Raw genomic sequence first — 20,911 nt, 5'->3', positions numbered from 1 at the left:
GTTCGTCCTGAAAATGCAGTGCTTAGAAGTTCACGCCGAAGCTGAGCGCAACGAAGTCGCGGTCATCCACAGTGGTGTACTTGCCGTCGAAGAAGTTGGTGTAGGCCAGGCTCGCGGTGTAGGTGTTCTGGTATTCGGCGTCGACACCCAGGCTTACCGCTTTACGGCCTTCCTCGAAGTTGCCGCCAGGGCCAGGGGAGTAACCTTCCACGTCATGGGACCAGGCCACGTTAGGCTTGAGGTTCACACCGGCGAACACGTCGTTGTATTCCCAGATGGCGCGACCGCGGTAGCCCCAGGATGTCGAGGTGGTGAAGCCTTCATTGTCGCAGTTGCGGCTGCGGTTGTTGGTCGGCGTACCCGGACCGGCGCCGTTAATGGTGCTGCTGTTCAGCGCCACGCAGGTATCGAGCGCGCCAGTGGCTGGCAACTCGCCCGGACCGTAGACCGGATCGCGGCCATAACGCACGTCGGAGGTGCTTTCCAGGCCGCCGACGTGTGTCACGCCCACTTCGCCTACCAAGGTCAAACGGCTCGCGCCCATCACCTGATCAAAGAAGTGCGTCAGGGTGGTCTGGAACTGGGTGATTTCCTTGCGACGGTAGCCGTGCAGGTCCTGACCCGGCACACCGGTAAGCAGCGATGCGTTGGTCAACGGGTTGTTCGGGTTGTTATTGCCGATAGGACGGACACCGGCGAACAGGATGTCGGTGGAGTTGAGCTGCACCGGTGCGTTCGGACGGTAGCTGACCTCACCACTCCACGCCGTACCGGTAGGCAGGGTGGTAGAGAAGCTCAGGCCATAGAGTCGGATGTCTTCAGGATATTCGATGAAGTACTGCGAATTACCTGCAACCAGCAGTGGCGCCAGCGCGGCGAACGGACCTGGCAGGCCTGCTGCGGTGTTGTAGACCGACTGCGGCGCACCGGTGGCGCTGAAGATTGGCGCACGGCTGTGGTAGTTCATGAAGTAGGCACCGAACTCGGTGTCCAGCGGGTCGAACATGTACTTCAAGGACGCGCCCCACTGGCCGCCATCACGGGCATCGCGGTCCGCGCCACGGCGTACCAGAACACCCTCATTGTTGACGTCGACGCCGTTGGCGGCCAAAGGTCCGAGGGCAATGGCCGGAATCTGCGAACGCTTGTTCAGCACACGCAGGTTGTTATTGCAGCCGTCAGCAACGATGTCTGGCTGTGAGAAGAACGTGCCGCAGTTGTCGACGACGGTCTGGTCCCATTCAATTTGGTAGAAGGCTTCGCCCGAGAGGTTTTCGGTCAGGCTCTGGGACACATAGAACATGTTGACCGGAATCAGGCCTTCCTTGATCTCGGCACCCGGACGGCGGAACGCGGACACGTCGATCGGGTTGATCGAGTTGATGCCACCGCCGATGAAGGTACTTTCACCCCAGCTCACCACCTGCTTGCCCAGACGCACGGAACCCGGCTGATCGGCAATGGCGTAGTTGTGGTAGACGAAGGCGTCGAGGATCTGGCCGCCGGCGGACTTGGCGCCTTCCTTGCGGTTGTCGTCGCTGATGTCCTTGAACGGACGGCTTTCGTCTTTCAACTCAAAGTCGTACCAGTATTTGCCACGGACGAAAACACCGGTATCGCCATATTTCAATTCAAGGTCATGGATACCCTTGAAGATCTTGGAGAAGGTTTCGCCGCTTTTGAAGTTCAGGTGACCGTCATCGGAGGTCTGGGACAGGCCTTGGCCGCCGTTGTTGACGCCAATGAGGTTCTTGTTGGCACTTTCGGTAGACCAGCTGGCACCGATCGACAGAGCCGAATCGAACTGACCTTCGATTTCACCAACGTTGAAACTGACGCCGAATGCTGGCCCGGCGAGCGTAGAGGCAAGACTGACGGCCAAAGGCAATTTCGCCCGGCGCCAGAACTGGTTTACTGATGTCATCGACGCTACTCCATGTGCATTTTATTTTTATGGCAGTGAGCACTTTTAAAAACGCCTTGGGATAACCGGGAGCCAAGGCATCCCAAAGTCATTCCAAAGTTGCATCGCCCCTGTTCGTGCGGTTGCTCCGTTTCTAAAAATCCATGCACGGACTATAGCCAGCAGGTTGTAGTGCTTGATCCCTCTAAAGTGTGATTTGCAGCTGCCAGCCACTCTGGAACAGTCCTTTCGCCAGTCCGACACACGTCGGCTCGGCAAGGATGGCTGAAATTACGGATTTGACAAGCCAAGCGCTTGCTTGGTGGGGCTGGCGTGTCCTTTCGGACACGCCAGAAGAGACTTAAAGCGTCGAAAGGAAGGTGCTATTGGTGGCTTGCCATTCAGTGATGTCGGCCCGAATCCGCTTCTTGTCGAGTTTGCCGACACTGGTCTTGGGAATTTCAGTAACAAGGGCAATCTGGCTCGGAATCGCCCACTTGCTCAGGTGCCCCAGTTCGACAAATGGCTTGAGGTGTTCCTTGAGTTCCCGGGCCCCGATTTCGTGCCCTTCGCGCAGCACCAGCAAGGCAAACGGACGCTCGCCCCACTGTGGATCGGCGATGCCCACCACTGCTACTTCGCGTACCGCCACATGGCGACTGATCAGGTCTTCCAGATCCAGGGAGGAGATCCACTCGCCACCGGTCTTGATGACGTCCTTGATCCGGTCGCGAATGTCGATCACCCCCATGCTGTCCAGGGTCGCTACGTCACCCGTGTGCAGCCAGCCCCCGGCCCACAGCTCCGCGCCCTTTTGCGGCTCGTTGAAATAGCCTTCGGTCAGCCACGGCGCGCGCAGCACCAGTTCGCCCTGGGTTTCACCATCGGCTGGCAGAAAGTTGCCGTTGGCGTCGACGATGGCGGCTTCTACCAATGGCCCTGGCACACCGGCCTTGATCCGGTAGGTGGTGCGCTCGTCTTCGCTGCCGGCCATCAGTTCGTCGTTCAGGTGCGCGCACGACACCAGCGGCCCGGTTTCCGACATGCCGTAGGCGGCGGTCAACTGAATACCTTTGGCCTTGGCCGCTTCGTACAGCGAGCGATTCAGCGCGCTGCCGCCGATGACGATTTTCCAGCCGCCGAAGTCGACGTCTTGCGCCGCCTTGGCATTGAGGACCATCTGCAGGATGGTCGGTACGCAGTGGGAAAAAGTCACCTTCTCTTTGCGCCACAGCTCTACCAGGTATTGCGGGTCATACCGGCCGGGATAAACCTGCTTGAGCCCGAGCATGGTCGCCACATACGGCAGCCCCCAGGCATGGACATGGAACATCGGGGTGATCGGCATGTAGACGTCGTTGGTGCCCAGCAGACGCACGCTGTCGATCGCGCCCATGATGGTCGACACGCCGATGGTGTGCAGCACCAGTTGCCGATGGGTGAAGTACACACCCTTGGGATTACCCGTGGTGCCGGTGGTGTAGAAGGTGGTTGCGACCGAGTTTTCGTCGAAATCCTCGAAGTCGTATTTTGGGCTCGCGGCCGCCAGCAACTCTTCGTATTCGCCAATGAGGTTCGGCAGCTCGGCTGTCTTTTCCGGCAGATCGGTCAGCAGAAGGGTTTTCTCGACCGTGGTCAGATGCCCGGCTATGCCCTGGTACAGCCCGGTGAACTCGCTGTTGACCAGCACAAAGCGGTCCTCGGCGTGGTTCATGGTGTAGAGGATCTGCTCCGGCGACAGGCGCACGTTGATGGTGTGGATCACCGCGCCGATCATCGGGATGGCGAACATGCATTCCAGGTAACGATGGCTGTCCCAATCCATTACCGCCACGGTATCGCCGGGTTTGACTCCCGCCGCCGTGAGCACATTGGCCAACCGGGCGACCCGCTCGATCAGGGTCGGGTAGCTGTAGCGCAACTTGTCGCGGTAAACGATCTCGCGGGTTTTCTCGTAACGTGCGCCAGACATCAGCAGCCGCTTGATCAGCAGTGGATATTGGTAAGCGCCTTCGGCTGGGGGAATAACGCGAGTCTGCAACATAATAATCCCTTTTCCTGACTGCACGGTCGTGGCTGAAAGCTAGCACTGTAGTGCTCCTGATCGTCAGCCAAATCAGCCAAAGGAATGATTTGCAGAACCTCGCAAATGCTAGCGTTGCGCCATCAAGTGTCGCGTATTGTTCACCCACTTGAGCTGGCTTATCAGGCGGCGTGTCTGTCGACGCAGTCGCGGCTGTACCGGCCTCGTCGCGAGCAAGCTTGCTCCTACAGTTCTGCGCGCACAACTTCCTTGCGCGCGCGACCTCAATTTCTGTGGGAGCTGGCTTGCCAGCAATGGCGGTGGCTGCGCATTGGATCAATGCATTTCGGTAAACGCCAGCTTCACGCCGATTGCGATCAGCACCGCACCCATGGTCCGGTCGAACCAGTGGCCCATGCGGGCGAAACCGGCGCGCACGCGCTGCTGGCTGAACAGCATCGCCACCAGGCAGAACCAGGCTGCCGTCGCCACCGCCAGGTAAACCCCGTAACCGGCCTGCACAGACAGCGGCGTGTGGGGGTTGATCACCACGGTAAACAGCGAGAGGAAAAACAGCGTGGCTTTCGGATTCAGACCATTGGTGACAAACCCTGAAGTGAAGGCCCCACGCGCGGTGCGCTCGCCGGCTTCCTTGTGCAGATCGTCCGCCACTGGCTTGGCCGGCCGTGCACGCAGCGCCTTGAAGCCGATGTACAGCAGATAAGCGGCGGCGGCCCATTTCAAGGCGTTGAACAGCATGATGGACTGGGACACGATCAGGCCGATGCCCAGCAGTGAATAACCGACATGCAGGAAAATCGCCGTGCCCACACCCAGCGCCGTCCATGTGCCGGCGCGGCGACCGTGGGTCACGCTTTCACGCACCACCACGGCGAAGTCAGGGCCCGGGCTGGCCACTGCCAACAAGTGAATCAGGGCAACGGTCAAGAACTCTGTCCAGTACATTGAAGCTCCTTAAGGCCAAGCGTAACTATTTATTTCATCTGGTAGGCTCGGCAGATTACGCCTTCAGTTCATTGCACAAAAGGTACAGTTGATGACGAACACTCACCGCGCCGTTTTCCTTGACCATCCTTCCCTGGACCTCGGCGACCTCGATTTGAACCCCCTGCGCGCTTGTTTCGGTGAGTTGCAGTTGTTCGCTCAGACGTCGCCGGAGCAAGTGATCGATCGCCTCAAGAGCGCTACGGTGGCCATCAGCAATAAAATCCTCATCGATGCGGCGGCCATGGCGGCCAGCCCCGAGCTTGAGTTGATTCTCATTACTGCCACCGGCACCAACAACGTCGACCTCGCGGCCGCCCGCGCCCATGGTATTACCGTGTGCAATTGCCAGGGCTATGGCACGCCATCGGTGGCCCAGCACACGATCATGCTACTGCTCAACCTGGCCACGCGCCTGGCCGACTACCAGAAAGCCGTCGGCGCAGGTCGCTGGCAGCAGGCCAGACAGTTCTGCCTGCTGGACTATCCGATCGTCGAGCTGGAAGGTAAAACCCTGGGTTTGCTTGGCCATGGCGAATTGGGCGGCGCCGTCGCACGGCTGGCCGAAGCCTTCGGCATGCGCGTGTTGCTCGGGCAGATTCCCGGGCGCCCTGCCCGGCCGGATCGCTTGCCGCTGGACGAACTGCTGCCACAGATCGACGCCCTGACCCTGCACTGCCCGCTCAACGAACACACCCGTCACTTCATTGGGGCCGGCGAACTGGCCTCAATGAAGCCCGGCGCATTCGTGGTCAACACGGCCCGCGGTGGCCTGATCGACGAGCAGGCACTGGCCGACGCCTTGCGCAGTGGCCACCTGGGTGGCGCTGCCACTGACGTCTTGAGCGTGGAGCCGCCGAACAACGGCAATCCGTTGCTGGCCCATGACATCCCGCGCCTGATCGTCACCCCGCACAACGCCTGGGGAAGCCGTGAAGCACGGCAGAGAATCGTTGGCCAATTGACCGAAAACGCCTTGGGATACTTCAGCGGTAAGGCGCTGCGGGTCGTCAGTTGATAAACTGCGGCACTTTTTTTCACAGGAGCAGTTATGGATCCGCGCAGTGAAGTACTGCTTCGTCAGGCCGAATTATTCCAGGGCTCGGTGCTTTTGGCCGGTTTGCCCGCCGATGATTTGCTGGGCCGCTTGCCCGACGCCCATGGCTGGTGCTGGCATGCCGGCGATCAGGCCGCGCTGGATGCACGCTTTGCCGAGCGCAGCCATTTTGGCGTGAACGCGCCTGAGCGTGCATTCGAGAGTGCCGTGGTGTTTCTGCCCAAGTCCAAGGACCTGACCGACTACATCCTCAACGCACTCGCGTCGCGGCTGGCCGGTCGCGAGCTGTACCTGGTCGGTGAGAAAAAAAGCGGCATCGAAGGCGCAGCCAAACAGCTCAACCCGTTCGGCAAGCCACGCAAGCTCGACAGCGCGCGGCACTGCCAGCTCTGGCTGGTCACCGTAGCCAATGCGCCACAAGCCAAACCGCTGGAAAGCCTGGCGCAAACCTATGAGTTGCCGCTGGCCGAAGGCCCGCTGAAAGTCATCAGCTTGCCCGGCGTATTCAGCCACGGCCGCCTGGATCGCGGCAGCGCGCTGTTGCTCGAACACCTGGACAAACTGCCAAGCGGCCACTTGCTGGACTTCGGTTGCGGTGCAGGGGTTCTGGGTGCGGCGGTGAAACGCCGTTACCCGCACAATCAGGTGACGTTGCTGGACGTTGATGCCTTCGCCGCCGCCAGCAGCCGCTTGACCCTGGCTGCCAACGGTCTGGAAGCCGAGGTCATTACCGGTGACGGCATCGATGCCGCACCCATGGGTCTGAGCGCGATTCTGAGTAACCCGCCGTTCCATGTCGGGGTCCACACCGATTATTTCGCCACAGAGAACTTGCTGCGAAAAGCGGCTAAACATCTGAAAAACGGTGGCGAACTACGACTGGTGGCGAATAGCTTCCTGAAGTATCAGCCACTGATCGAGGAGCATCTCGGCGTCTGCGCGATCAAGGCCGAGGGACAGGGTTTTCGAATCTACCGGGCCAAACGCGGTTAATACTTCCTCGAAAAAGAAGGCTTGCCGAATGGATTTTGCATAGGCAGAATCCGCTCCGTCCTAGGGGAGTAGTCTCCCACGAGCGCCATGCTCGTCCGGCATACGTCAACATACTTGGTCCTCAGACCATGGCGTATGCGACCCCAGCGTCCGCATCAGACGGATCGCAGGGTTTGACAAGACCTATGACACGAACACCTTACCCGGGGCGGGAAGGCTGTACGTGTCATAGCCGTGTCGACCCGCCCCTTAGGAAAACCCCTGATGCTGGATTCACTACTCGTACCTACTGCTGTCGTTGCCTTGGCCGAAATCGGCGACAAGACGCAACTGCTCGCGCTCATTCTCGCAGCACGTTTCCGCAAGCCCTGGCCGATCATCGCCGGCATCGTCGCCGCCACCCTTGCCAACCATGCGGCTGCCGGTGCGATAGGTGCCTGGGTCGGCGGCTTCTTCTCGGATACCTGGCTGCACTGGATTCTTGCAATCAGCTTTGCCGCAACCGCACTATGGACCCTGGTGCCGGACAAGATGGATGACGACGAAGCCAGTACCGCTCGCAAGTTCGGCCCCTTCCTGACCACCCTGATCGCATTCTTCCTCGCCGAGATCGGCGACAAGACCCAGATCGCGACCGTGATGCTCGCCGCGCAATACCCGGAACTGTGGCTGGTGATCATCGGCACCACGCTGGGCATGCTGATCGCCAACGTACCGGTGGTTCTGGCGGGTAACTTTGCCGCGGATAAATTGCCGTTGACGCTGATCCGCCGCCTGGCGGCTTCGGCGTTCTTCATCCTGGCGATCGTTGCGGTGTACAAAGCGATGCAGAGTAGCGGCTGGGTTTGATGCTGTGAGTCAGTAACACCGAGTTATCGTTCATCGCCAGCAGGCTGGCTGCCACAATGGATTGGCATCGCGCACCTGTTTTTGGGAGCTAGCCGGCTAGCGATGAGGCGTTACTGATGACAAATAAGTATCAGGATTTCCTGGACTGCTCATATAGCGGCATAACCTTCGGAATCGCCGCCTGCAACGAAGCAATACGGCTCGCAGAAGCCGGGTGAGTGCTCATGAACTCTGGTGGCGAACCTTCGGAGGCCTTGCTCATCTTGTTCCACAGGGTGATCGCGGCATTCGGGTTGTACCCGGCACGCGCGGCCAGTTCGAGGCCGATCAGGTCCGCCTCGTTTTCATTGGCGCGGCTGTTGGGCAGGGTCATGCCGTAGTTGGCCACGGTATCAGCAAGCGCCAGGGTATCCTGACCCAAGCCGAGCAAGGCACCGGCGCCCTGCTTGGCCATTTCGATGCCGTAAGCCTTGGACATGGCTTCACGGCCATGCTCACGCAGCGCGTGGGCGATCTCATGACCTATGATCGCGGCGATTTCATCGTCGGTCAGCTTCAGGCTGTCGATCAGCCCGCTGTAAAAGAAGATCTTGCCGCCAGGCCCGCAGCTGGCGTTGAGTTGGTCACTCTTGATCAAGTTGACTTCCCATTTCCACTGGGCTGCATCAGGACGGAAGTTCGGCGCCTGGGCAATCAGCCTGTCGGCAATCGCCTGAACGCGCCTAGCATCGTTGCTGGTCTTGTCCAGCGCGCCTTTGCTGGACGCTTCGCCAACGCTCTTCTGATAGGACTGGGCGTACATCTGGTCGACCTCTTGCGAGGACAACATGCTGAACATGTACTGCTTGCGCTCGACGCCCACCGCACCACCGCTGGTGGTATTGACCGACTGGCATCCAGCGAGCAGCAGAGTTGTGCTCAGCGCACACAAAGCCAATGTCTTGTTCATCAAAAAACTCCCTGAAAACATGCCGCGTATCCTAGGCGTGGAGATGTATTGACGCCAGATACAATAGAATTAAGACGCGCAATTGGGCTAAAGCTCTCATTGCCCGGAGAAAAAATTCACATTTGTTGAGTTGAGCGTGGGAACACCCTGAAGGAATTGCATTATGCTGCGATCTTTTCGGCGGCCCCGCCTAGCCCGGAGTCAGACACTCCGGCCCATTGAGCTTGGGATCATTCACCATGTTTGCCAGCACCCGCTCGCGCAATGCCGCAGGCTCACTGGCGAGCAATGCCTGCAAGGCATGCAGCGGTGTCTCGGGGTCAAGCCACGCAGCCTGCCCTGCCTCATCGAGAATCAACGGCCGCCGCTGGCTTGCTGTCGGCTGGGTAATCACCGCTGTGCTCAGCCAGACTTGTTCCTGTACCGGATACGCTTCCCAGATCGCCGCAAAGAACAACGACGAACCCTCCCCCGGTGTCAGCCAGTACGGACGCTTGCGCGTGGTGCCGCGCCATTCGTAGAAACCGTTGGCCGGCAGCAGGCAGCGGCGCTCGCGCAACGCCTGGCGAAACATCGGCTGCTCGGCCACGGTTTCCGCGCGAGCATGGGCCGGCGTGCGGGACAGGTCGGTCAGCCAGGGCGGTGTCAGCCCCCAACGCGCGCGCGCCAACTCACGCTGACCGTCGAGTCCGGCACGCAGCATCAATACAGAATCATTGGGGGAAATGTTCCACTGCGCCTTCTGGTCGGCGGGAAAGCCTGGCAGGGCCGCGAAGGCGGGGTTCCAGCGAAACAGGGCATAACGTCCACACATGGGGCAGCACGACTCTTGATCAAACGAACGCCAGCCTAACAGACCAGCGTGCCGAGGAAGCTCTCCGGTTCATCCCCGGACAGCGGCAGCGCGGCATTGTACGCGGTGATCAGCTCGCGGGCGTATTGCGCCTGGTCGTTATCGACCGCCAGTCCCAGCAGGCCGAAGATCGGTAACTCACCACTGCCCCCCACCAGATCGCGGCCCACCAGATGCGCCTCGATACCTTCGCTGGCGAGCATGCCTTGCAGCAACTCGCCTTCCATCAGGTTTTCCGGTTCGTAGATTCGCTGCATAAAGGAGTCTCACTCATTTTCACTGTGAACTTCGAGCATCCATTCCTGACCATCGGTTTGCAGCGTGAACCGGATCGGCCGACAACAGACCGGGCAGTCTTCAATGTAGTTCTGATCGCCCCCGGACAAATCCAGGACGGCCTCAGCGGGCTCACCACAATACGGACATTCATAGCGCTCGGTTTCCAGCATCGCGGTCTCCCAGGTGACTTGTGCGTATAATCGCCGGTCTATTTGCAGGGCTATTTTTGTCTGGCTACTTTTTCAGACCGTACCCTGCCGGTTTTCGATCAAAACCTTTACTTACCCTAGCCGTTTCTAACAAGAGAGCATGATGGGCGAATTCGATGCCATCCGACCTTACGACGACAGCGAAGTCCCAGCGGTGCTGGACCGGCTGCTCGGCGACAAGGCGTTTCTAGATATCCTCACCCACTTCCGCTTCCCGCGTTTCGCTGGCGCTTTAGGCTGGGCGCTCAAACCTCTTATAGCTCATCGGTTGCGCCGTGAGTTCGCCGGTGTGCATTCGGTCGCCACGCTGCAGGATAAAGTCGAGGTTTACGTCGACCACACCATCGAGCGGGCCACCGACGGCGTCACTTATACCGGCGTGGAGCAGTTCAAGTCCGGCAGCGCGTACCTGTTCATCGCCAACCACCGCGACATCGTGATGGACCCGGCCTTCGTCAACTATGCCGTGTACCACGCCGGCCTGCCGACGCCGCGCATCGCGATTGGCGACAACCTGCTGCAAAAGCCCTTCGTCAGCGACCTGATGCGCCTGAACAAGAGTTTCATCGTGCACCGTTCGATTACCGGACGTCGCGAGAAGATGGCCGCCTATCAACTGTTGTCGGCGTACATCAACCATTCGATCCGCAACGACTGCGCCTCGATCTGGATCGCCCAGGCCGAAGGCCGTGCCAAGGACGGCGACGACCGTACCGAGTCGGCGATCCTCAAGATGTTCCACATGAGCCGCAAGGATGAGCCGTTCGGTGAGGTCATCCGTTCGCTGAACCTCACGCCTGTATCGATCAGCTACGAATACGACCCGTGCGACCAGGCCAAGGCCCGCGAGCTGTACATCCGCGCCACCACCGGCAGCTACACAAAAGTGCCGGGCGAGGACGACGTGAGCATCGCCAAGGGCATCACCGGCTACAAGGGCCGGGTGCATGTGAACTTCGCAGCGCCAATCACCGAACTGTTCGAAGACACCAAGCAACTTGCGGTCGAGATGGACAAGCAGATTCTGGGGGGCTATCGCCTGTTCCCGGTGCACTACCTGGCGTATGCACAATGGCAAGACGCGGATCCGCAACTGCAGGTGCCCAAAGCCGCCGAAGTGTTCGGCGCCGATGAACTGGCCAAGGCCCAGGAAGAATGGCAGCAACGCCTGGATGCTTGCCCCGCCGAGCATCGGCCATTCCTGGTGCTGCAATATGCGACGCCGGTGCGCAATCAGTATCGGGTGAAGGCGCGATTGCCGCTGTAATCGCGGATACGACAACGGCGCCTGATGGCGCCGTTTTTTTTCAATACAGGATCACAAGTCAGACCTGCGTGCTGATCCACGACACCAGCAACGCCAGCCCCATGCAGGCAAACCCGAAGCAGTAGAAAAACCGGTTCATGCGCAAGGTCGCCCAATCCAGCATCGGCTCTTCATTGGCACGACTCTGGCGCTGCGTCTGCAGACTGGCCATCGCGCGCAGTTCGCGACGACGGGTGGCGTGCAGCAACCAGCCGCCCGGGAAGGCGAAGAGCAAGGCCAGCAGATTGATCAACTTGGCGGGATGGGCAGTAAACAGCGTCATCAAATGCAGCGACATCACAAACCTCGAGCAAAACCAGTGTGGCAGACGCGGGAGCTGCGACTGCGGCGCGGATTCTACCGAAAGCCTGCGACCATGCCCTGGCTTTCCGACAAAAAACGAAACAATTGAGCCTTTGCTGTCCTGAGTCACGACGCTGTCATCTGCATCAACCACCATGCACGCCTCTAAATCGACATGGAATGCGACATGCTGCACGCCGAGAACCAGGACCGCCTCTACCTCATCGCTCACAACGACGAGCAACAAACCCTTGTTGGCAGCCTCGCCTTCAACGTGCAGGATCGCCATTGGCTGGTGTACTGCGCCCTGGGTGGGCATCAGCATGCGGACTTGCCGGAAGCGGATTTGCTGACGGGCGTGAGCGTGCTGGATTTTTATTCCGAAGCCGCCTGATTGCCCCCTGTAGCTGGCACCCGCAATACCAACAGGCATGAAAAAGCCCGGGGCCATCACTGGCACCGGGCTTTTTTACATCCAGCGAACCGTTATTCGCCGAGAACCTGACCCACGGTCGGGTCCTTGAACAGACGGGTCAACGCATCGCTCAACACATCGCTGACCAGCTTGGTATTGGTTTCCTGATTGGGCGCCATACCGAAGCGCTGGTCCAGGGAAGCGCCGTAGCGACCGCTGTAACGGCGATTGGCGTTCTGCACATCAGAGCGGAAGGTGGCGCCGATGGTCGCTTCAGTCACATACATGCCTTCTTTGGGCGACTGATATTTGAGTTCTGCCAGGGTCACGGTCAGCTGCGGTGCGTTCATGGCGTTGGTCGTCGGGGTGAAACCCAGCAGACGCACGGCAGCTTCGGCCTGAGCCTGCAGTTTCGGCAGGATCTGCGCGCCCTGCACGGTGATCGCGCTGGTTTCCGGATAGAGGCCGCCACGGGTGCCCAGGGTTGCCGACGGACGCCCGTCGACCACACGCACCACGACAGGCTGGCCATGACCGACCGGCGCCAGCTGAGTGGTCAGTTTTGGTTCCGGGTTCAGTTGTTGCGGGCTGTGGGCGCAGCCGACCAGGGTCAAACTGGTCACAGTGATCAAACCGAACAACAGGCGTTGCAACATGCTCTTCTCTCCAGAATCAGGCATAAAACAGGCCGGCAGTATAGCGGTGCGCCACTGCGGGGAACCAGCGCCGCACAGTGATTACTGAAATTTCTGACAGACCTTTCGGGCAGCGGTTCCTGTCACACAGTTGTCACTGTCCATACACTTGCACGTAACGGCTAGAAGGCAGCCTTCTGGACAATCGCCAAAGGTACTTTCCCATGCGCTATCTGATGTCGCTGTTCGCGCCACGCCCGCTGCATCGCTGCTTCGCCCTGCTCGACCACAATGGCCACTGCCAGGCGTTCAGACAGTGCAGCCTGCAACCCATGGGCGATGGCTGGGTCGAAATCGAAGAAGTGCGCCTGAACTGGCTGAATCAGCCCCTGCCTGCAAGCGCGCGCGTCGCTCAACAACAGCAGCAACCACGACTACGTGCCCGGCAACTGCTGGCCACCTGACCAAACGGCTAATAAAAGTCATTAAACACGACCATTTCCCTGCGTTTCTTAGATACAATCTCCCCCCGATTATAAGGACGTCTCCTGATCGGGCCTCGCAGCATCGTCAATACGCTTGTATTGACACCCCGCACCGCCCACAGAGAGCCGCCCACACAGATCGAGTGAAGCGGGTGCGCTTGCTGTTTCCCTGAGCAAAACCTCCTCTTTCCGCGAATCTGCAGAGCTGCCATTACGCTCGGTCACTGAGCTGTTTGCCCGTTTTTGCCTGCCATGAATCCCGTGGCGGCAAACCATCCGGGCCCGGTGCCAGGCTGGGGCAGCCCTTTTTTGAGGTTCACGTCTTCAAAAGAGCGTGAAAAAAACGGGTTTTCACAACTTCACAAGAGTGTGGCGAGCAAATGAATAGTTTTGCGTCTGAACATGCACCATTAGCGTCTACATCAGCCCAACGACACAGGACCGAGTATTCCTCGAACACCGGAGCCTGAAGCCTGTCCGCTACGGATTTTGGTTGCACAAACGGATGTATCGACCATAAGTCGAATTGCCTCCCGCGCGCTGAAATGAGTTCATATGGCTCATAGGCCCGGCAGGTAGCGTCCGTCGAAGTTGCGAAAAATTGCGAAGATTCGGACATGGCGATCCTGCCATGAGTTTGAGGGGCATCACTGACTCGCCCCGGAACGCCTGGCAGCCATGCCGTCAATTTGGTGCTGCAGATTTTGGAGACGCGTTAAATGGCGCATAACGAAGCAGTCGACGTAGTACTGGTTGGGGCCGGCATCATGAGTGCCACCCTTGCAGTACTGCTCAAAGAGCTCGACCCCGCGATCAAGCTGGAAGTTGTCGAGCTGATGGATTCCGGTGCCGCGGAGAGTTCCAACCCGTGGAACAACGCCGGTACCGGTCACGCCGGGCTGTGTGAGCTGAACTACACGCCCCAGGCGGCTGATGGCACCGTCGACATCAAGAAAGCCGTACACATCAACACCCAGTTCGAGGTGTCGAAGCAGTTTTGGTCGTACCTGACCAAAAAAGGCACGTTCGGCTCGTGCAAAACGTTCATCAGCCCGGTGCCACACCTGAGTTTCGTACAGGGCGACAGCGGCGTGTCCTTCCTCAAGGAACGCTTCAAGGTGCTGAGCAAGCATCACGCCTTCGCCGACATGGAATACACCGAAGACAAGGCAACGATGGCGCAGTGGATGCCACTGATGATGCCGGGGCGTAATGCAGGCGAAACCCTTGCCGCCACCCGCGTGATCAATGGTACCGACGTGAACTTCGGCGCCCTGACCAACCAGTTGCTCAAGCACCTGACCAGCGCACCCGATGCCCAGGTCAAGTACTGCAAGCGCGTGACCGGCCTCAAGCGCAGCAACGGCGGCTGGACGGTGAGCATAAAGGACGTCAACAGCGGCAATACCCGTGAAGTCGACGCCAAATTCGTCTTCCTCGGCGCTGGCGGCGCGGCATTGCCGCTGTTGCAGGCCTCGGGCATCGAAGAAAGCAAAGGCTTCGGCGGCTTCCCGATCAGCGGCCAGTGGCTGCGCTGCGACAACCCGGAAGTGGTCAAGCACCACCAGGCCAAGGTCTACAGCCAGGCCGCCGTGGGTTCGCCACCGATGTCCGTGCCACACCTGGACACCCGTGTGGTCGATGGCAAAACGTCCCTGCTGTTCGGACCTTATGCCGGCTTCACCACCAAGTTCCTCAAGCACGGTTCGTTCATGGACCTGCCGCTGTCGGTTCGCGCCGGCAACATCGGCCCGATGCTGGCCGTGGCGAAAAACAACATGGACCTGACCAAGTACCTGGTCAGCGAAGTGATGCAGTCGATGGAGCAGCGCCTGGAATCCCTGCGTCGCTTCTACCCTGAAGCGAAAGCCGAAGACTGGCGCCTGGAAGTGGCCGGCCAACGGGTGCAGATCATCAAGAAAGACCCGAAGAAAGGCGGCATCCTGCAGTTCGGTACCGAACTGGTCGCGGCCAAGGACGGCTCCCTTGCCGCCCTGCTCGGCGCTTCGCCAGGTGCATCGGTGACGGTTTCGATCATGCTCGAGCTGATCGAAAAATGCTTCCCGAACAAAGCCAAAAGCGAATGGGCTGGCAAACTGGCGGAAATCTTCCCCGCCCGTGAAAAGGTTCTGGAAAGTGACGCGGCGCTGTATCGCAAGATCAACGCGCAGAACAACGTTGCCCTGGAACTGGTTGAAGCCAGCAGCGAGACCGAAAGCTACGCTTGATTCGGCCGCATAAAAAAACGCCCCATCGGGGCGTTTTTTTTTGCCGGTCCTCTGTGAGCAGGTTTTAGGCGCGAGCCTTCTCGATCAGCTCGATGTACTCCGGCGCGTTGCGCTGATCCTTGATCAGGGCAATGAAGTCGTTGCCGTGCTCGTCTTGGCCGTTGACGTCAAAACCGGCCTCGACGAAGAACGTCAGGAACCGCTCGAAATCGTCGATACGCAGGCCACGATAAGCCTTGATCAGTTTGTGCAGGGACGGAGAAGTCGCGTCGACCGGTTCGAAATCGAGGAACAACTTGATCTGCTCATCGCCGATCTCATCACCAATCACTTGTTTCTTATCTTTACGCATTGCCGACTCCAACTCGCAGACATTACACGGGGCGGGCAGTTTACCCCCGTGCAGGCTCGGGGCTCAACGCGGACGAATGCTGCCAGTGTGCAGATCGGCCCAGACATGGCCGTTGGCGTAACTGAGAAACTGGCAGTACACCGTGTCATTGCGCAACAAATCGATCACCACGCGGTACTGAGCCAGCGGGTAATACAGCGTCAGGGTCTTGCTCTGCTCGTCGTAGACCGGCTTTTTCAGGCTCTTGCTCTCGCCATCGAAATTGACCAGCACCTGATTGATCGTCGCGCCTTTATTCAGGGACTTGCCCTTGAGGCGAATCAACAGCGGCGAGGTGATCGGAATCGGCTGTTGACTGGATTGGCGCTGAGCGCCGACCACCACTGAATAATCGGTGACCTGCAGCAATTGCTGCTGCTCGGGCTCGACAGCGCGCAAAGTGAGGTCGTCAGGCGGCAGGAACTGGCTGTGCATCGGCGCCGGGGCGGCGGCCAGAGGCAGAGTGAGTGTCAACAACAGGGCGGCGCAGCAGCGGGTCAAAACACTCATGGCAGGCTCCGGAGGGCGGGGCCGGGCACTCTAGCATGGGTATGGAAAAAACAACTGTGAACACCGCCCCCCTGTAGGAGCGAGCAGGCTCGCGATGGTCGTCAACGATAACGCTGGCAGCCTGACACCCCGCGGCGTTCTCTAACCCATCGCGAGCAGGCTCGCTCCTACAAGAGGGGGGTGCAGTCGAACTGCGCGCGCATCCAGGCGTGATACTCGGCAACGCCAGGCTCGCCCTCACGAGGAGCCCAGTGAGCCAGCTCGCCCTCGCCAACAGGACGGTAAGGGCCAGCCTTGCATTCGAACATCAGGCTATCGGCTTCCAGCACCACCAGGCCGTGGAATACGCCGGTTGGCAGATCCACGCCCACACAGTCGCCACCGGACTGCAGAACTGTCTTGCTCAGCACGGCACCGGTTTCGTCGAAAATCAGCACACCGAGGCGGCCTTTGAGGACCAGCAAGGTTTCGGCCTTGTTCTCTCCCAGATGGCGATGAGGCGGGATGTACGTGGATGGCTGCAACGCCACCGCCATACGATGGCAAGCCTCTTCCATCTGATGGAAGTTGTGGTGCTGTCGCCCACGAGGGTTAGCCGCAGCTTTTTCGGCCAACTGCGTAAACAGTGTTTGATCAAGAAAGCTCGGCGTCGCCATCGTTTACATTCCTTTAACGGCAAAAATCCCGTTGGCGTTACGCCAGTAGCCTTTGTAGTCCATGCCGTAACCGAAGATGTAACGGTCAATGCACGGCAGACCGACGAAATCGGCTTTCAGGTCCGGACGGGCCTTGCGGTCGTGGTCCTTGTCGATCAACACCGCGGTGTGCACGGCACGGGCACCGGCATGTTTGCAGAAGTCGATGATCGCGCCCAGGGTGTGACCTTCGTCGAGGATGTCGTCAATGACCAGCACGTCGCGGTCGATGAACGAAACTTCCGGCTTGGCTTTCCAGAACAGGTCGCCGCCGCTGGTTTCGTTGCGATAGCGGGTGGCGTGCAGGTACGACGCCTCCAGCGGGAAGTGCAGGTAGGTCAGCAATTTCCCGGAGAAAATCAGCCCGCCGTTCATCACGCAGAACACCACCGGGTTGCTGTCGGCCAACTGGTCGTTGATTTGTGCACCGACGCGGGCGATGGCCGCTTCGACTTCAGACTCGGTGTACAGGCAGTCAGCCTCTCGCATGACTTGACGGATATGCTCGAGATCAGCGGACATGGGGCTCTCCAGGGGATTAAGGGGGGGACGGTTCAGGAAAAGCGGGCAAAGGTACGCATCAAGCCCGGCCAGATCAAGCGTTTATGGACTAACGTACTTTATGTCTATAGGACATCACCCTCGGATAGATTAATCTAGGCCGGTTTTTTTGCCCGCCGCCGGAGCCTTTCCCATGCCCATCCTCGAGATCCGCCATCCGCTGATCCGTCATAAACTTGGCCTGATGCGCCGCGCAGACATCAGCACGAAGAATTTCCGTGAGCTCGCTCAGGAAGTCGGTGCCCTGCTGACCTATGAAGCCACCAAAGACCTGCCGCTGGAAACCTACGATATCGAAGGCTGGTGCGGCACTGTGTCGGTCGAGAAAATCGCCGGCAAGAAGATTACTGTAGTACCGATTCTGCGGGCCGGCATTGGCATGCTCGAAGGCGTGCTCAGCCTGATCCCGGGCGCCAAGGTCAGCGCCGTGGGTGTGGCCCGCAACGAAGAAACCCTGCAGGCGCACACTTACCTGGAAAAACTGGTTCCGGAAATCGACGAACGCCTGGCAATGATCATCGACCCGATGCTCGCCACCGGCAGCTCCATGGTTGCCACCATTGACCTGCTGAAGAAGGCCGGTTGCCGCGAGATCCGCGCCATGGTGCTGGTTGCCGCCCCGGAAGGCATCGCTGCGGTAGAAAAGGCTCACCCGGACGTGATCATCTACACCGCTTCCATTGATCAAAAACTGAACGAACACGGATACATCATCCCGGGCCTGGGCGATGCCGGTGACAAAATCTTCGGCACCAAGCAGAAGGACGCTTGACCATGCAGCAAGAGTTCAACGATCCGCTCTGGCGCACGGTGCTGTCCGGCGCGCAGATGCTGTTCGTGGCGTTCGGCGCCCTGGTATTGATGCCGCTGATTACCGGCCTTGACCCGAACGTTGCGCTGTTCACAGCCGGCCTGGGGACAATCCTGTTCCAGATCGTCACCGGGCGTCAGGTGCCAGTGTTCCTGGCATCGAGCTTTGCCTTCATTACCCCGATCATTCTCGCCAAGGGCCAGTTCGGCCTGGCCGCGACCATGGGCGGCGTGATGGCGGCAGGTTTCGTCTATACCTTCCTCGGCCTTGCCGTGAAGATCAAAGGAACCGGCTTCATCGACCGTTTGCTGCCTCCGGTGGTCATCGGTCCGGTGATTATTTCCATTGGCCTGGCCATGGCGCCGATTGCCGCCAACATGGCGATGGGCAAGGCCGGTGATGGCAGCGAACTGATTCATTACCAGACGGCGATGCTGATCTCGATGCCGGCGCTGCTGACAACCCTGATCGTCGCGGTGTTCGGTAAAGGCATTTTCCGCCTGGTGCCGATCATTTCCGGCGTATTGGTCGGTTTTGCCATGGCGTTCTACTTCGGCGTGGTCGATACGGCGAAAATTGCCGCCGCCCCCTGGTTCGCCATCCCTGCCTTCACTGCCCCCGAGTTCAACTGGCAGGCGATTCTATTCATCGTCCCGGTCGCCCTGGCGCCCGCAATCGAACACATTGGTGGCGTGATTGCGGTGGGTAGCGTGACCGGTCGCGATTACCTGAAGAAGCCCGGCCTGCACCGCACCTTGCTGGGCGACGGCATTGCCACCACGGCAGCCGGTCTGTTTGGCGGCCCACCCAACACCACGTACGCCGAAGTGACGGGCGCGGTGATGCTGACCAAGAACTACAACCCGAAAATCATGACCTGGGCGGCGATCTTTGCCATCAGCCTGGCGTTCATCGGCAAGTTCGGCGCACTGCTGCAAAGCATCCCGGTGCCGGTGATGGGCGGGATTCTCTGCCTGTTGTTCGGTTCGATCGCGGCGGTAGGGATGAACACACTGATCCGTCACAAGATCGACCTGGGCGAAGCGCGCAATCTGGTGATTGTCTCGGTGACCCTGGTATTCGGAATTGGCGGCGTGCTGATCGGCACCGGCACCGGCCCGGACGACTTCGGCCTCAAAGGCATTGCGCTGTGCGCGGTGGTGGCGATTGGCTTGAACCTGTTGCTGCCGGGCAATGACGGCTGGAAGCATAAGAAGGCGGATGAGCCGTTGCTCTAATAGTTCACTCGATCCCTGTGGCGAGGGGGCTTGTCGGACCGCCGCACCGCCCCGTTGGGTCGCGAAGCGGCCCTAAATCCGGCAAACGCGTTGCACCAGACACAATGCGTTTGCCGGGTTTACGACTGCTTCGCAGCCGAACGGGGCGGTGCGGCGGTCCGACAAGCCCCCTCGCCACAGTTTGTGTTCCTACAGTGACAACGGCGCTCTTTCACACAAGGTGCTCAACGCCCTTGCCCATTGCGGGTCATCGTTGAGACACGGCACCAGCACCAACTCCTCCCCTCCTGCTTCGCGGAATTGTTCCAACCCGCGATCACCGATCTCTTCCAGGGTCTCGATGCAATCGGCGACGAATGCCGGGCACATCACCAGAATTTTCTTCACCCCGCTTTTGGCCAACTCGTCGAGGCGCGCTTCGGTGTAGGGCTCAATCCATTTCGCCCGCCCCAGACGCGACTGGAACGACACTGACCACTTGCCGTCCGGCAATCCCATGCGCTTGGCAAACTCTGCCGCAGTACGCAGGCACTGGCCGCGATAACAGGTGGCGACCACTTCCGCTGGCGCACCGGCGCAGCAGTCGCCGCCGCCCTCGAAGCAGTGTCCTGGATTGAGCTTCTTCAGATGCCGCTCCGGCAAACCGTGAAAGCTCAACAGCAAGTGATCGAAATCCTGCTGCAGATGTGGCCTGGCTGTCGCCACCAATGCATCGAGATACTCCGGCTGATCGTAAAAAGGCTGGAGAACCGAGAGCTGCACATTGAGTTTATTCTCCCGCAGCACACGCTTGGCTTCTTCGATCACAGTGGTAGTGGTGCTGTCGGCGAACTGTGGATAAAGCGGCGCCAGGGTGATTCGTTTGTGCCCCGCTGCGGCCATGCGCACCAGCGTAGACTCGATCGACGGCTCGCCGTAGCGCATGGCCAACTCGACCGGGCCATGATGCCATTGAGCGGTCATGGCCTGTTGCAGGCGACGGCTGAGCACCACGAGTGGCGAGCCCTCCTCCCACCAGATCGAGGCGTAGGCATGAGCCGACTGCTCCGGACGCTTGATCAGGATCAGCGATACCAGCAAACGCCGCACCGGCCAGGGCAGGTCGATCACGTACGGGTCCATCAGAAATTGATTGAGGTAGCTGCGTACATCCGCCACCGAGGTGGAGGCAGGTGAACCCAGATTGACCAGAAGCAATGCGTGATCGGTCATG

At 59.6% G+C, this 20,911-nt stretch carries 23 protein-coding genes and 1 riboswitch; of the genes, 9 read left to right on the top strand and 14 right to left on the bottom strand.

Going from position 1 to position 20,911, the window contains the following annotated elements; all coding sequences use genetic code 11:
* Positions 1-22: 22 nt before the first annotated feature.
* The 3 genes from AC07OG_RS05155 to AC07OG_RS05145 form a co-directional block, all read right to left on the bottom strand.
* A complete protein-coding gene (locus AC07OG_RS05155) occupies positions 23-1,924 on the bottom strand; it encodes a DUF1302 domain-containing protein (protein ID WP_495066388.1) in 1,902 nt (633 codons plus the stop codon).
* 340 nt (positions 1,925-2,264) lie between these two features.
* Positions 2,265-3,947, bottom strand: coding sequence for a fatty acid--CoA ligase (locus tag AC07OG_RS05150; protein WP_060539454.1), 1,683 nt, complete (start codon positions 3,945-3,947; stop codon positions 2,265-2,267).
* Positions 3,948-4,262: 315 nt separating this feature from the next.
* Positions 4,263-4,892, bottom strand: a complete 630-nt coding sequence (locus AC07OG_RS05145) for a LysE family translocator (RefSeq protein ID WP_060539453.1) — start codon at positions 4,890-4,892, stop codon at positions 4,263-4,265.
* A gap of 91 nt (positions 4,893-4,983) precedes the next feature.
* Between AC07OG_RS05145 and AC07OG_RS05140 the strand changes: the two genes are divergently transcribed.
* The 3 genes from AC07OG_RS05140 to AC07OG_RS05130 all read left to right on the top strand — a co-directional run bounded on the left by AC07OG_RS05140 (position 4,984) and on the right by AC07OG_RS05130 (position 7,830).
* The gene (locus AC07OG_RS05140) at positions 4,984-5,949 is read left to right on the top strand and encodes a 2-hydroxyacid dehydrogenase (RefSeq protein ID WP_495066387.1); all 966 of its coding nucleotides are present in this window, start codon (positions 4,984-4,986) and stop codon (positions 5,947-5,949) included.
* A 33-nt stretch (positions 5,950-5,982) separates the two neighbouring features.
* Positions 5,983-6,981, top strand: coding sequence for a methyltransferase (locus AC07OG_RS05135; RefSeq protein ID WP_495066386.1), 999 nt, complete (start codon positions 5,983-5,985; stop codon positions 6,979-6,981).
* Positions 6,982-7,031: 50 nt separating this feature from the next.
* A riboswitch (yybP-ykoY riboswitch) is annotated at positions 7,032-7,156 on the top strand.
* 89 nt (positions 7,157-7,245) lie between these two features.
* Positions 7,246-7,830, top strand: a complete 585-nt coding sequence (locus AC07OG_RS05130; RefSeq protein ID WP_495066385.1) for a TMEM165/GDT1 family protein — start codon at positions 7,246-7,248, stop codon at positions 7,828-7,830.
* 130 nt (positions 7,831-7,960) lie between these two features.
* On the opposite strand, the gene AC07OG_RS05125 is transcribed toward AC07OG_RS05130, so the two are convergent.
* From AC07OG_RS05125 to AC07OG_RS05110, 4 genes are all read right to left on the bottom strand, one after another.
* On the bottom strand, positions 7,961-8,779 hold the full coding sequence (locus tag AC07OG_RS05125) for a M48 family metallopeptidase (RefSeq protein ID WP_495066384.1): 819 nt from the start codon (positions 8,777-8,779) through the stop codon (positions 7,961-7,963).
* 190 nt (positions 8,780-8,969) lie between these two features.
* Entirely contained in the window at positions 8,970-9,593 is a 624-nt protein-coding gene (locus AC07OG_RS05120) for an SOS response-associated peptidase (protein WP_495066383.1), read from the bottom strand.
* A 35-nt stretch (positions 9,594-9,628) separates the two neighbouring features.
* The gene (locus AC07OG_RS05115) at positions 9,629-9,889 is read right to left on the bottom strand and encodes a putative signal transducing protein (RefSeq protein ID WP_060539447.1); all 261 of its coding nucleotides are present in this window, start codon (positions 9,887-9,889) and stop codon (positions 9,629-9,631) included.
* A 9-nt stretch (positions 9,890-9,898) separates the two neighbouring features.
* On the bottom strand, positions 9,899-10,081 hold the full coding sequence (locus AC07OG_RS05110; protein ID WP_060539446.1) for a CPXCG motif-containing cysteine-rich protein: 183 nt from the start codon (positions 10,079-10,081) through the stop codon (positions 9,899-9,901).
* A gap of 139 nt (positions 10,082-10,220) precedes the next feature.
* Between AC07OG_RS05110 and AC07OG_RS05105 the strand changes: the two genes are divergently transcribed.
* On the top strand, positions 10,221-11,387 hold the full coding sequence (locus AC07OG_RS05105) for a 1-acyl-sn-glycerol-3-phosphate acyltransferase (RefSeq protein WP_060539445.1): 1,167 nt from the start codon (positions 10,221-10,223) through the stop codon (positions 11,385-11,387).
* 58 nt (positions 11,388-11,445) lie between these two features.
* On the opposite strand, the gene AC07OG_RS05100 is transcribed toward AC07OG_RS05105, so the two are convergent.
* Positions 11,446-11,724, bottom strand: coding sequence for a hypothetical protein (locus tag AC07OG_RS05100; protein ID WP_060539444.1), 279 nt, complete (start codon positions 11,722-11,724; stop codon positions 11,446-11,448).
* A gap of 192 nt (positions 11,725-11,916) precedes the next feature.
* Between AC07OG_RS05100 and AC07OG_RS05095 the strand changes: the two genes are divergently transcribed.
* Positions 11,917-12,123: a hypothetical protein gene (locus tag AC07OG_RS05095; protein ID WP_060539443.1), complete on the top strand. Its 207-nt coding sequence runs from the start codon at positions 11,917-11,919 to the stop codon at positions 12,121-12,123.
* A 92-nt stretch (positions 12,124-12,215) separates the two neighbouring features.
* Here the strand turns inward: AC07OG_RS05095 and AC07OG_RS05090 are convergent, their stop codons facing one another.
* Positions 12,216-12,800, bottom strand: a complete 585-nt coding sequence (locus tag AC07OG_RS05090) for a YajG family lipoprotein (protein WP_060539442.1) — start codon at positions 12,798-12,800, stop codon at positions 12,216-12,218.
* 203 nt (positions 12,801-13,003) lie between these two features.
* Between AC07OG_RS05090 and AC07OG_RS05085 the strand changes: the two genes are divergently transcribed.
* A complete protein-coding gene (locus AC07OG_RS05085) occupies positions 13,004-13,243 on the top strand; it encodes a hypothetical protein (RefSeq protein WP_060539441.1) in 240 nt (79 codons plus the stop codon).
* Positions 13,244-13,983: 740 nt separating this feature from the next.
* Positions 13,984-15,492 (top strand): malate dehydrogenase (quinone), encoded by a 1,509-nt coding sequence (mqo, locus tag AC07OG_RS05080; protein WP_495066382.1) that lies wholly within the window; start codon positions 13,984-13,986, stop codon positions 15,490-15,492.
* A 64-nt stretch (positions 15,493-15,556) separates the two neighbouring features.
* On the opposite strand, the gene AC07OG_RS05075 is transcribed toward mqo, so the two are convergent.
* The 4 genes from AC07OG_RS05075 to AC07OG_RS05060 form a co-directional block, all read right to left on the bottom strand.
* Positions 15,557-15,844: a PA4642 family protein gene (locus AC07OG_RS05075; RefSeq protein ID WP_495066381.1), complete on the bottom strand. Its 288-nt coding sequence runs from the start codon at positions 15,842-15,844 to the stop codon at positions 15,557-15,559.
* A gap of 63 nt (positions 15,845-15,907) precedes the next feature.
* Complete coding sequence (locus tag AC07OG_RS05070; protein WP_495066380.1) at positions 15,908-16,393, bottom strand: hypothetical protein; 486 nt, start codon at positions 16,391-16,393, stop codon at positions 15,908-15,910.
* 167 nt (positions 16,394-16,560) lie between these two features.
* Positions 16,561-17,049, bottom strand: coding sequence for a WbuC family cupin fold metalloprotein (locus AC07OG_RS05065; protein ID WP_495066379.1), 489 nt, complete (start codon positions 17,047-17,049; stop codon positions 16,561-16,563).
* A gap of 3 nt (positions 17,050-17,052) precedes the next feature.
* Positions 17,053-17,610 carry a hypoxanthine-guanine phosphoribosyltransferase gene (locus AC07OG_RS05060; RefSeq protein WP_495066378.1) on the bottom strand — a complete coding sequence of 186 codons (558 nt, stop codon included), beginning with the start codon at positions 17,608-17,610 and terminating at the stop codon, positions 17,053-17,055.
* A 172-nt stretch (positions 17,611-17,782) separates the two neighbouring features.
* On the opposite strand from AC07OG_RS05060, the gene upp reads away from it, so the two are divergent.
* Positions 17,783-18,421 carry a uracil phosphoribosyltransferase gene (upp, locus tag AC07OG_RS05055; RefSeq protein ID WP_060539435.1) on the top strand — a complete coding sequence of 213 codons (639 nt, stop codon included), beginning with the start codon at positions 17,783-17,785 and terminating at the stop codon, positions 18,419-18,421.
* A 2-nt stretch (positions 18,422-18,423) separates the two neighbouring features.
* Positions 18,424-19,698: a uracil-xanthine permease family protein gene (locus AC07OG_RS05050; protein ID WP_060539434.1), complete on the top strand. Its 1,275-nt coding sequence runs from the start codon at positions 18,424-18,426 to the stop codon at positions 19,696-19,698.
* Positions 19,699-19,887: 189 nt separating this feature from the next.
* Here AC07OG_RS05050 and hemH read toward each other — a convergent pair whose 3' ends face one another.
* On the bottom strand, positions 19,888-20,910 hold the full coding sequence (gene hemH, locus AC07OG_RS05045) for a ferrochelatase (protein ID WP_495066377.1): 1,023 nt from the start codon (positions 20,908-20,910) through the stop codon (positions 19,888-19,890).
* Position 20,911: the final 1 nt, after the last annotated feature.

The sequence above is a fragment of the Pseudomonas sp. GW821-FHT09H03 genome (assembly GCF_059415945.1).
This window is presented reverse-complemented; position numbering and strand designations above follow the sequence as displayed.

What these genes read in the sequence shown, in the direction of transcription:
- AC07OG_RS05155 (WP_495066388.1), bottom strand. Translation starts at nt 1,924, where the DNA reads ATGACATCAGTAAACCAGTTCTGGCGCCGGGCGAAATTGCCTTTGGCC.
- AC07OG_RS05150 (WP_060539454.1), bottom strand. Translation starts at nt 3,947, where the DNA reads ATGTTGCAGACTCGCGTTATTCCCCCAGCCGAAGGCGCTTACCAATAT.
- AC07OG_RS05145 (WP_060539453.1), bottom strand. Translation starts at nt 4,892, where the DNA reads ATGTACTGGACAGAGTTCTTGACCGTTGCCCTGATTCACTTGTTGGCA.
- AC07OG_RS05140 (WP_495066387.1), top strand. Translation starts at nt 4,984, where the DNA reads ATGACGAACACTCACCGCGCCGTTTTCCTTGACCATCCTTCCCTGGAC.
- AC07OG_RS05135 (WP_495066386.1), top strand. Translation starts at nt 5,983, where the DNA reads ATGGATCCGCGCAGTGAAGTACTGCTTCGTCAGGCCGAATTATTCCAG.
- AC07OG_RS05130 (WP_495066385.1), top strand. Translation starts at nt 7,246, where the DNA reads ATGCTGGATTCACTACTCGTACCTACTGCTGTCGTTGCCTTGGCCGAA.
- AC07OG_RS05125 (WP_495066384.1), bottom strand. Translation starts at nt 8,779, where the DNA reads ATGAACAAGACATTGGCTTTGTGTGCGCTGAGCACAACTCTGCTGCTC.
- AC07OG_RS05120 (WP_495066383.1), bottom strand. Translation starts at nt 9,593, where the DNA reads ATGTGTGGACGTTATGCCCTGTTTCGCTGGAACCCCGCCTTCGCGGCC.
- AC07OG_RS05115 (WP_060539447.1), bottom strand. Translation starts at nt 9,889, where the DNA reads ATGCAGCGAATCTACGAACCGGAAAACCTGATGGAAGGCGAGTTGCTG.
- AC07OG_RS05110 (WP_060539446.1), bottom strand. Translation starts at nt 10,081, where the DNA reads ATGCTGGAAACCGAGCGCTATGAATGTCCGTATTGTGGTGAGCCCGCT.
- AC07OG_RS05105 (WP_060539445.1), top strand. Translation starts at nt 10,221, where the DNA reads ATGATGGGCGAATTCGATGCCATCCGACCTTACGACGACAGCGAAGTC.
- AC07OG_RS05100 (WP_060539444.1), bottom strand. Translation starts at nt 11,724, where the DNA reads ATGTCGCTGCATTTGATGACGCTGTTTACTGCCCATCCCGCCAAGTTG.
- AC07OG_RS05095 (WP_060539443.1), top strand. Translation starts at nt 11,917, where the DNA reads ATGCTGCACGCCGAGAACCAGGACCGCCTCTACCTCATCGCTCACAAC.
- AC07OG_RS05090 (WP_060539442.1), bottom strand. Translation starts at nt 12,800, where the DNA reads ATGTTGCAACGCCTGTTGTTCGGTTTGATCACTGTGACCAGTTTGACC.
- AC07OG_RS05085 (WP_060539441.1), top strand. Translation starts at nt 13,004, where the DNA reads ATGCGCTATCTGATGTCGCTGTTCGCGCCACGCCCGCTGCATCGCTGC.
- mqo (WP_495066382.1), top strand. Translation starts at nt 13,984, where the DNA reads ATGGCGCATAACGAAGCAGTCGACGTAGTACTGGTTGGGGCCGGCATC.
- AC07OG_RS05075 (WP_495066381.1), bottom strand. Translation starts at nt 15,844, where the DNA reads ATGCGTAAAGATAAGAAACAAGTGATTGGTGATGAGATCGGCGATGAG.
- AC07OG_RS05070 (WP_495066380.1), bottom strand. Translation starts at nt 16,393, where the DNA reads ATGAGTGTTTTGACCCGCTGCTGCGCCGCCCTGTTGTTGACACTCACT.
- AC07OG_RS05065 (WP_495066379.1), bottom strand. Translation starts at nt 17,049, where the DNA reads ATGGCGACGCCGAGCTTTCTTGATCAAACACTGTTTACGCAGTTGGCC.
- AC07OG_RS05060 (WP_495066378.1), bottom strand. Translation starts at nt 17,610, where the DNA reads ATGTCCGCTGATCTCGAGCATATCCGTCAAGTCATGCGAGAGGCTGAC.
- upp (WP_060539435.1), top strand. Translation starts at nt 17,783, where the DNA reads ATGCCCATCCTCGAGATCCGCCATCCGCTGATCCGTCATAAACTTGGC.
- AC07OG_RS05050 (WP_060539434.1), top strand. Translation starts at nt 18,424, where the DNA reads ATGCAGCAAGAGTTCAACGATCCGCTCTGGCGCACGGTGCTGTCCGGC.
- hemH (WP_495066377.1), bottom strand. Translation starts at nt 20,910, where the DNA reads ATGACCGATCACGCATTGCTTCTGGTCAATCTGGGTTCACCTGCCTCC.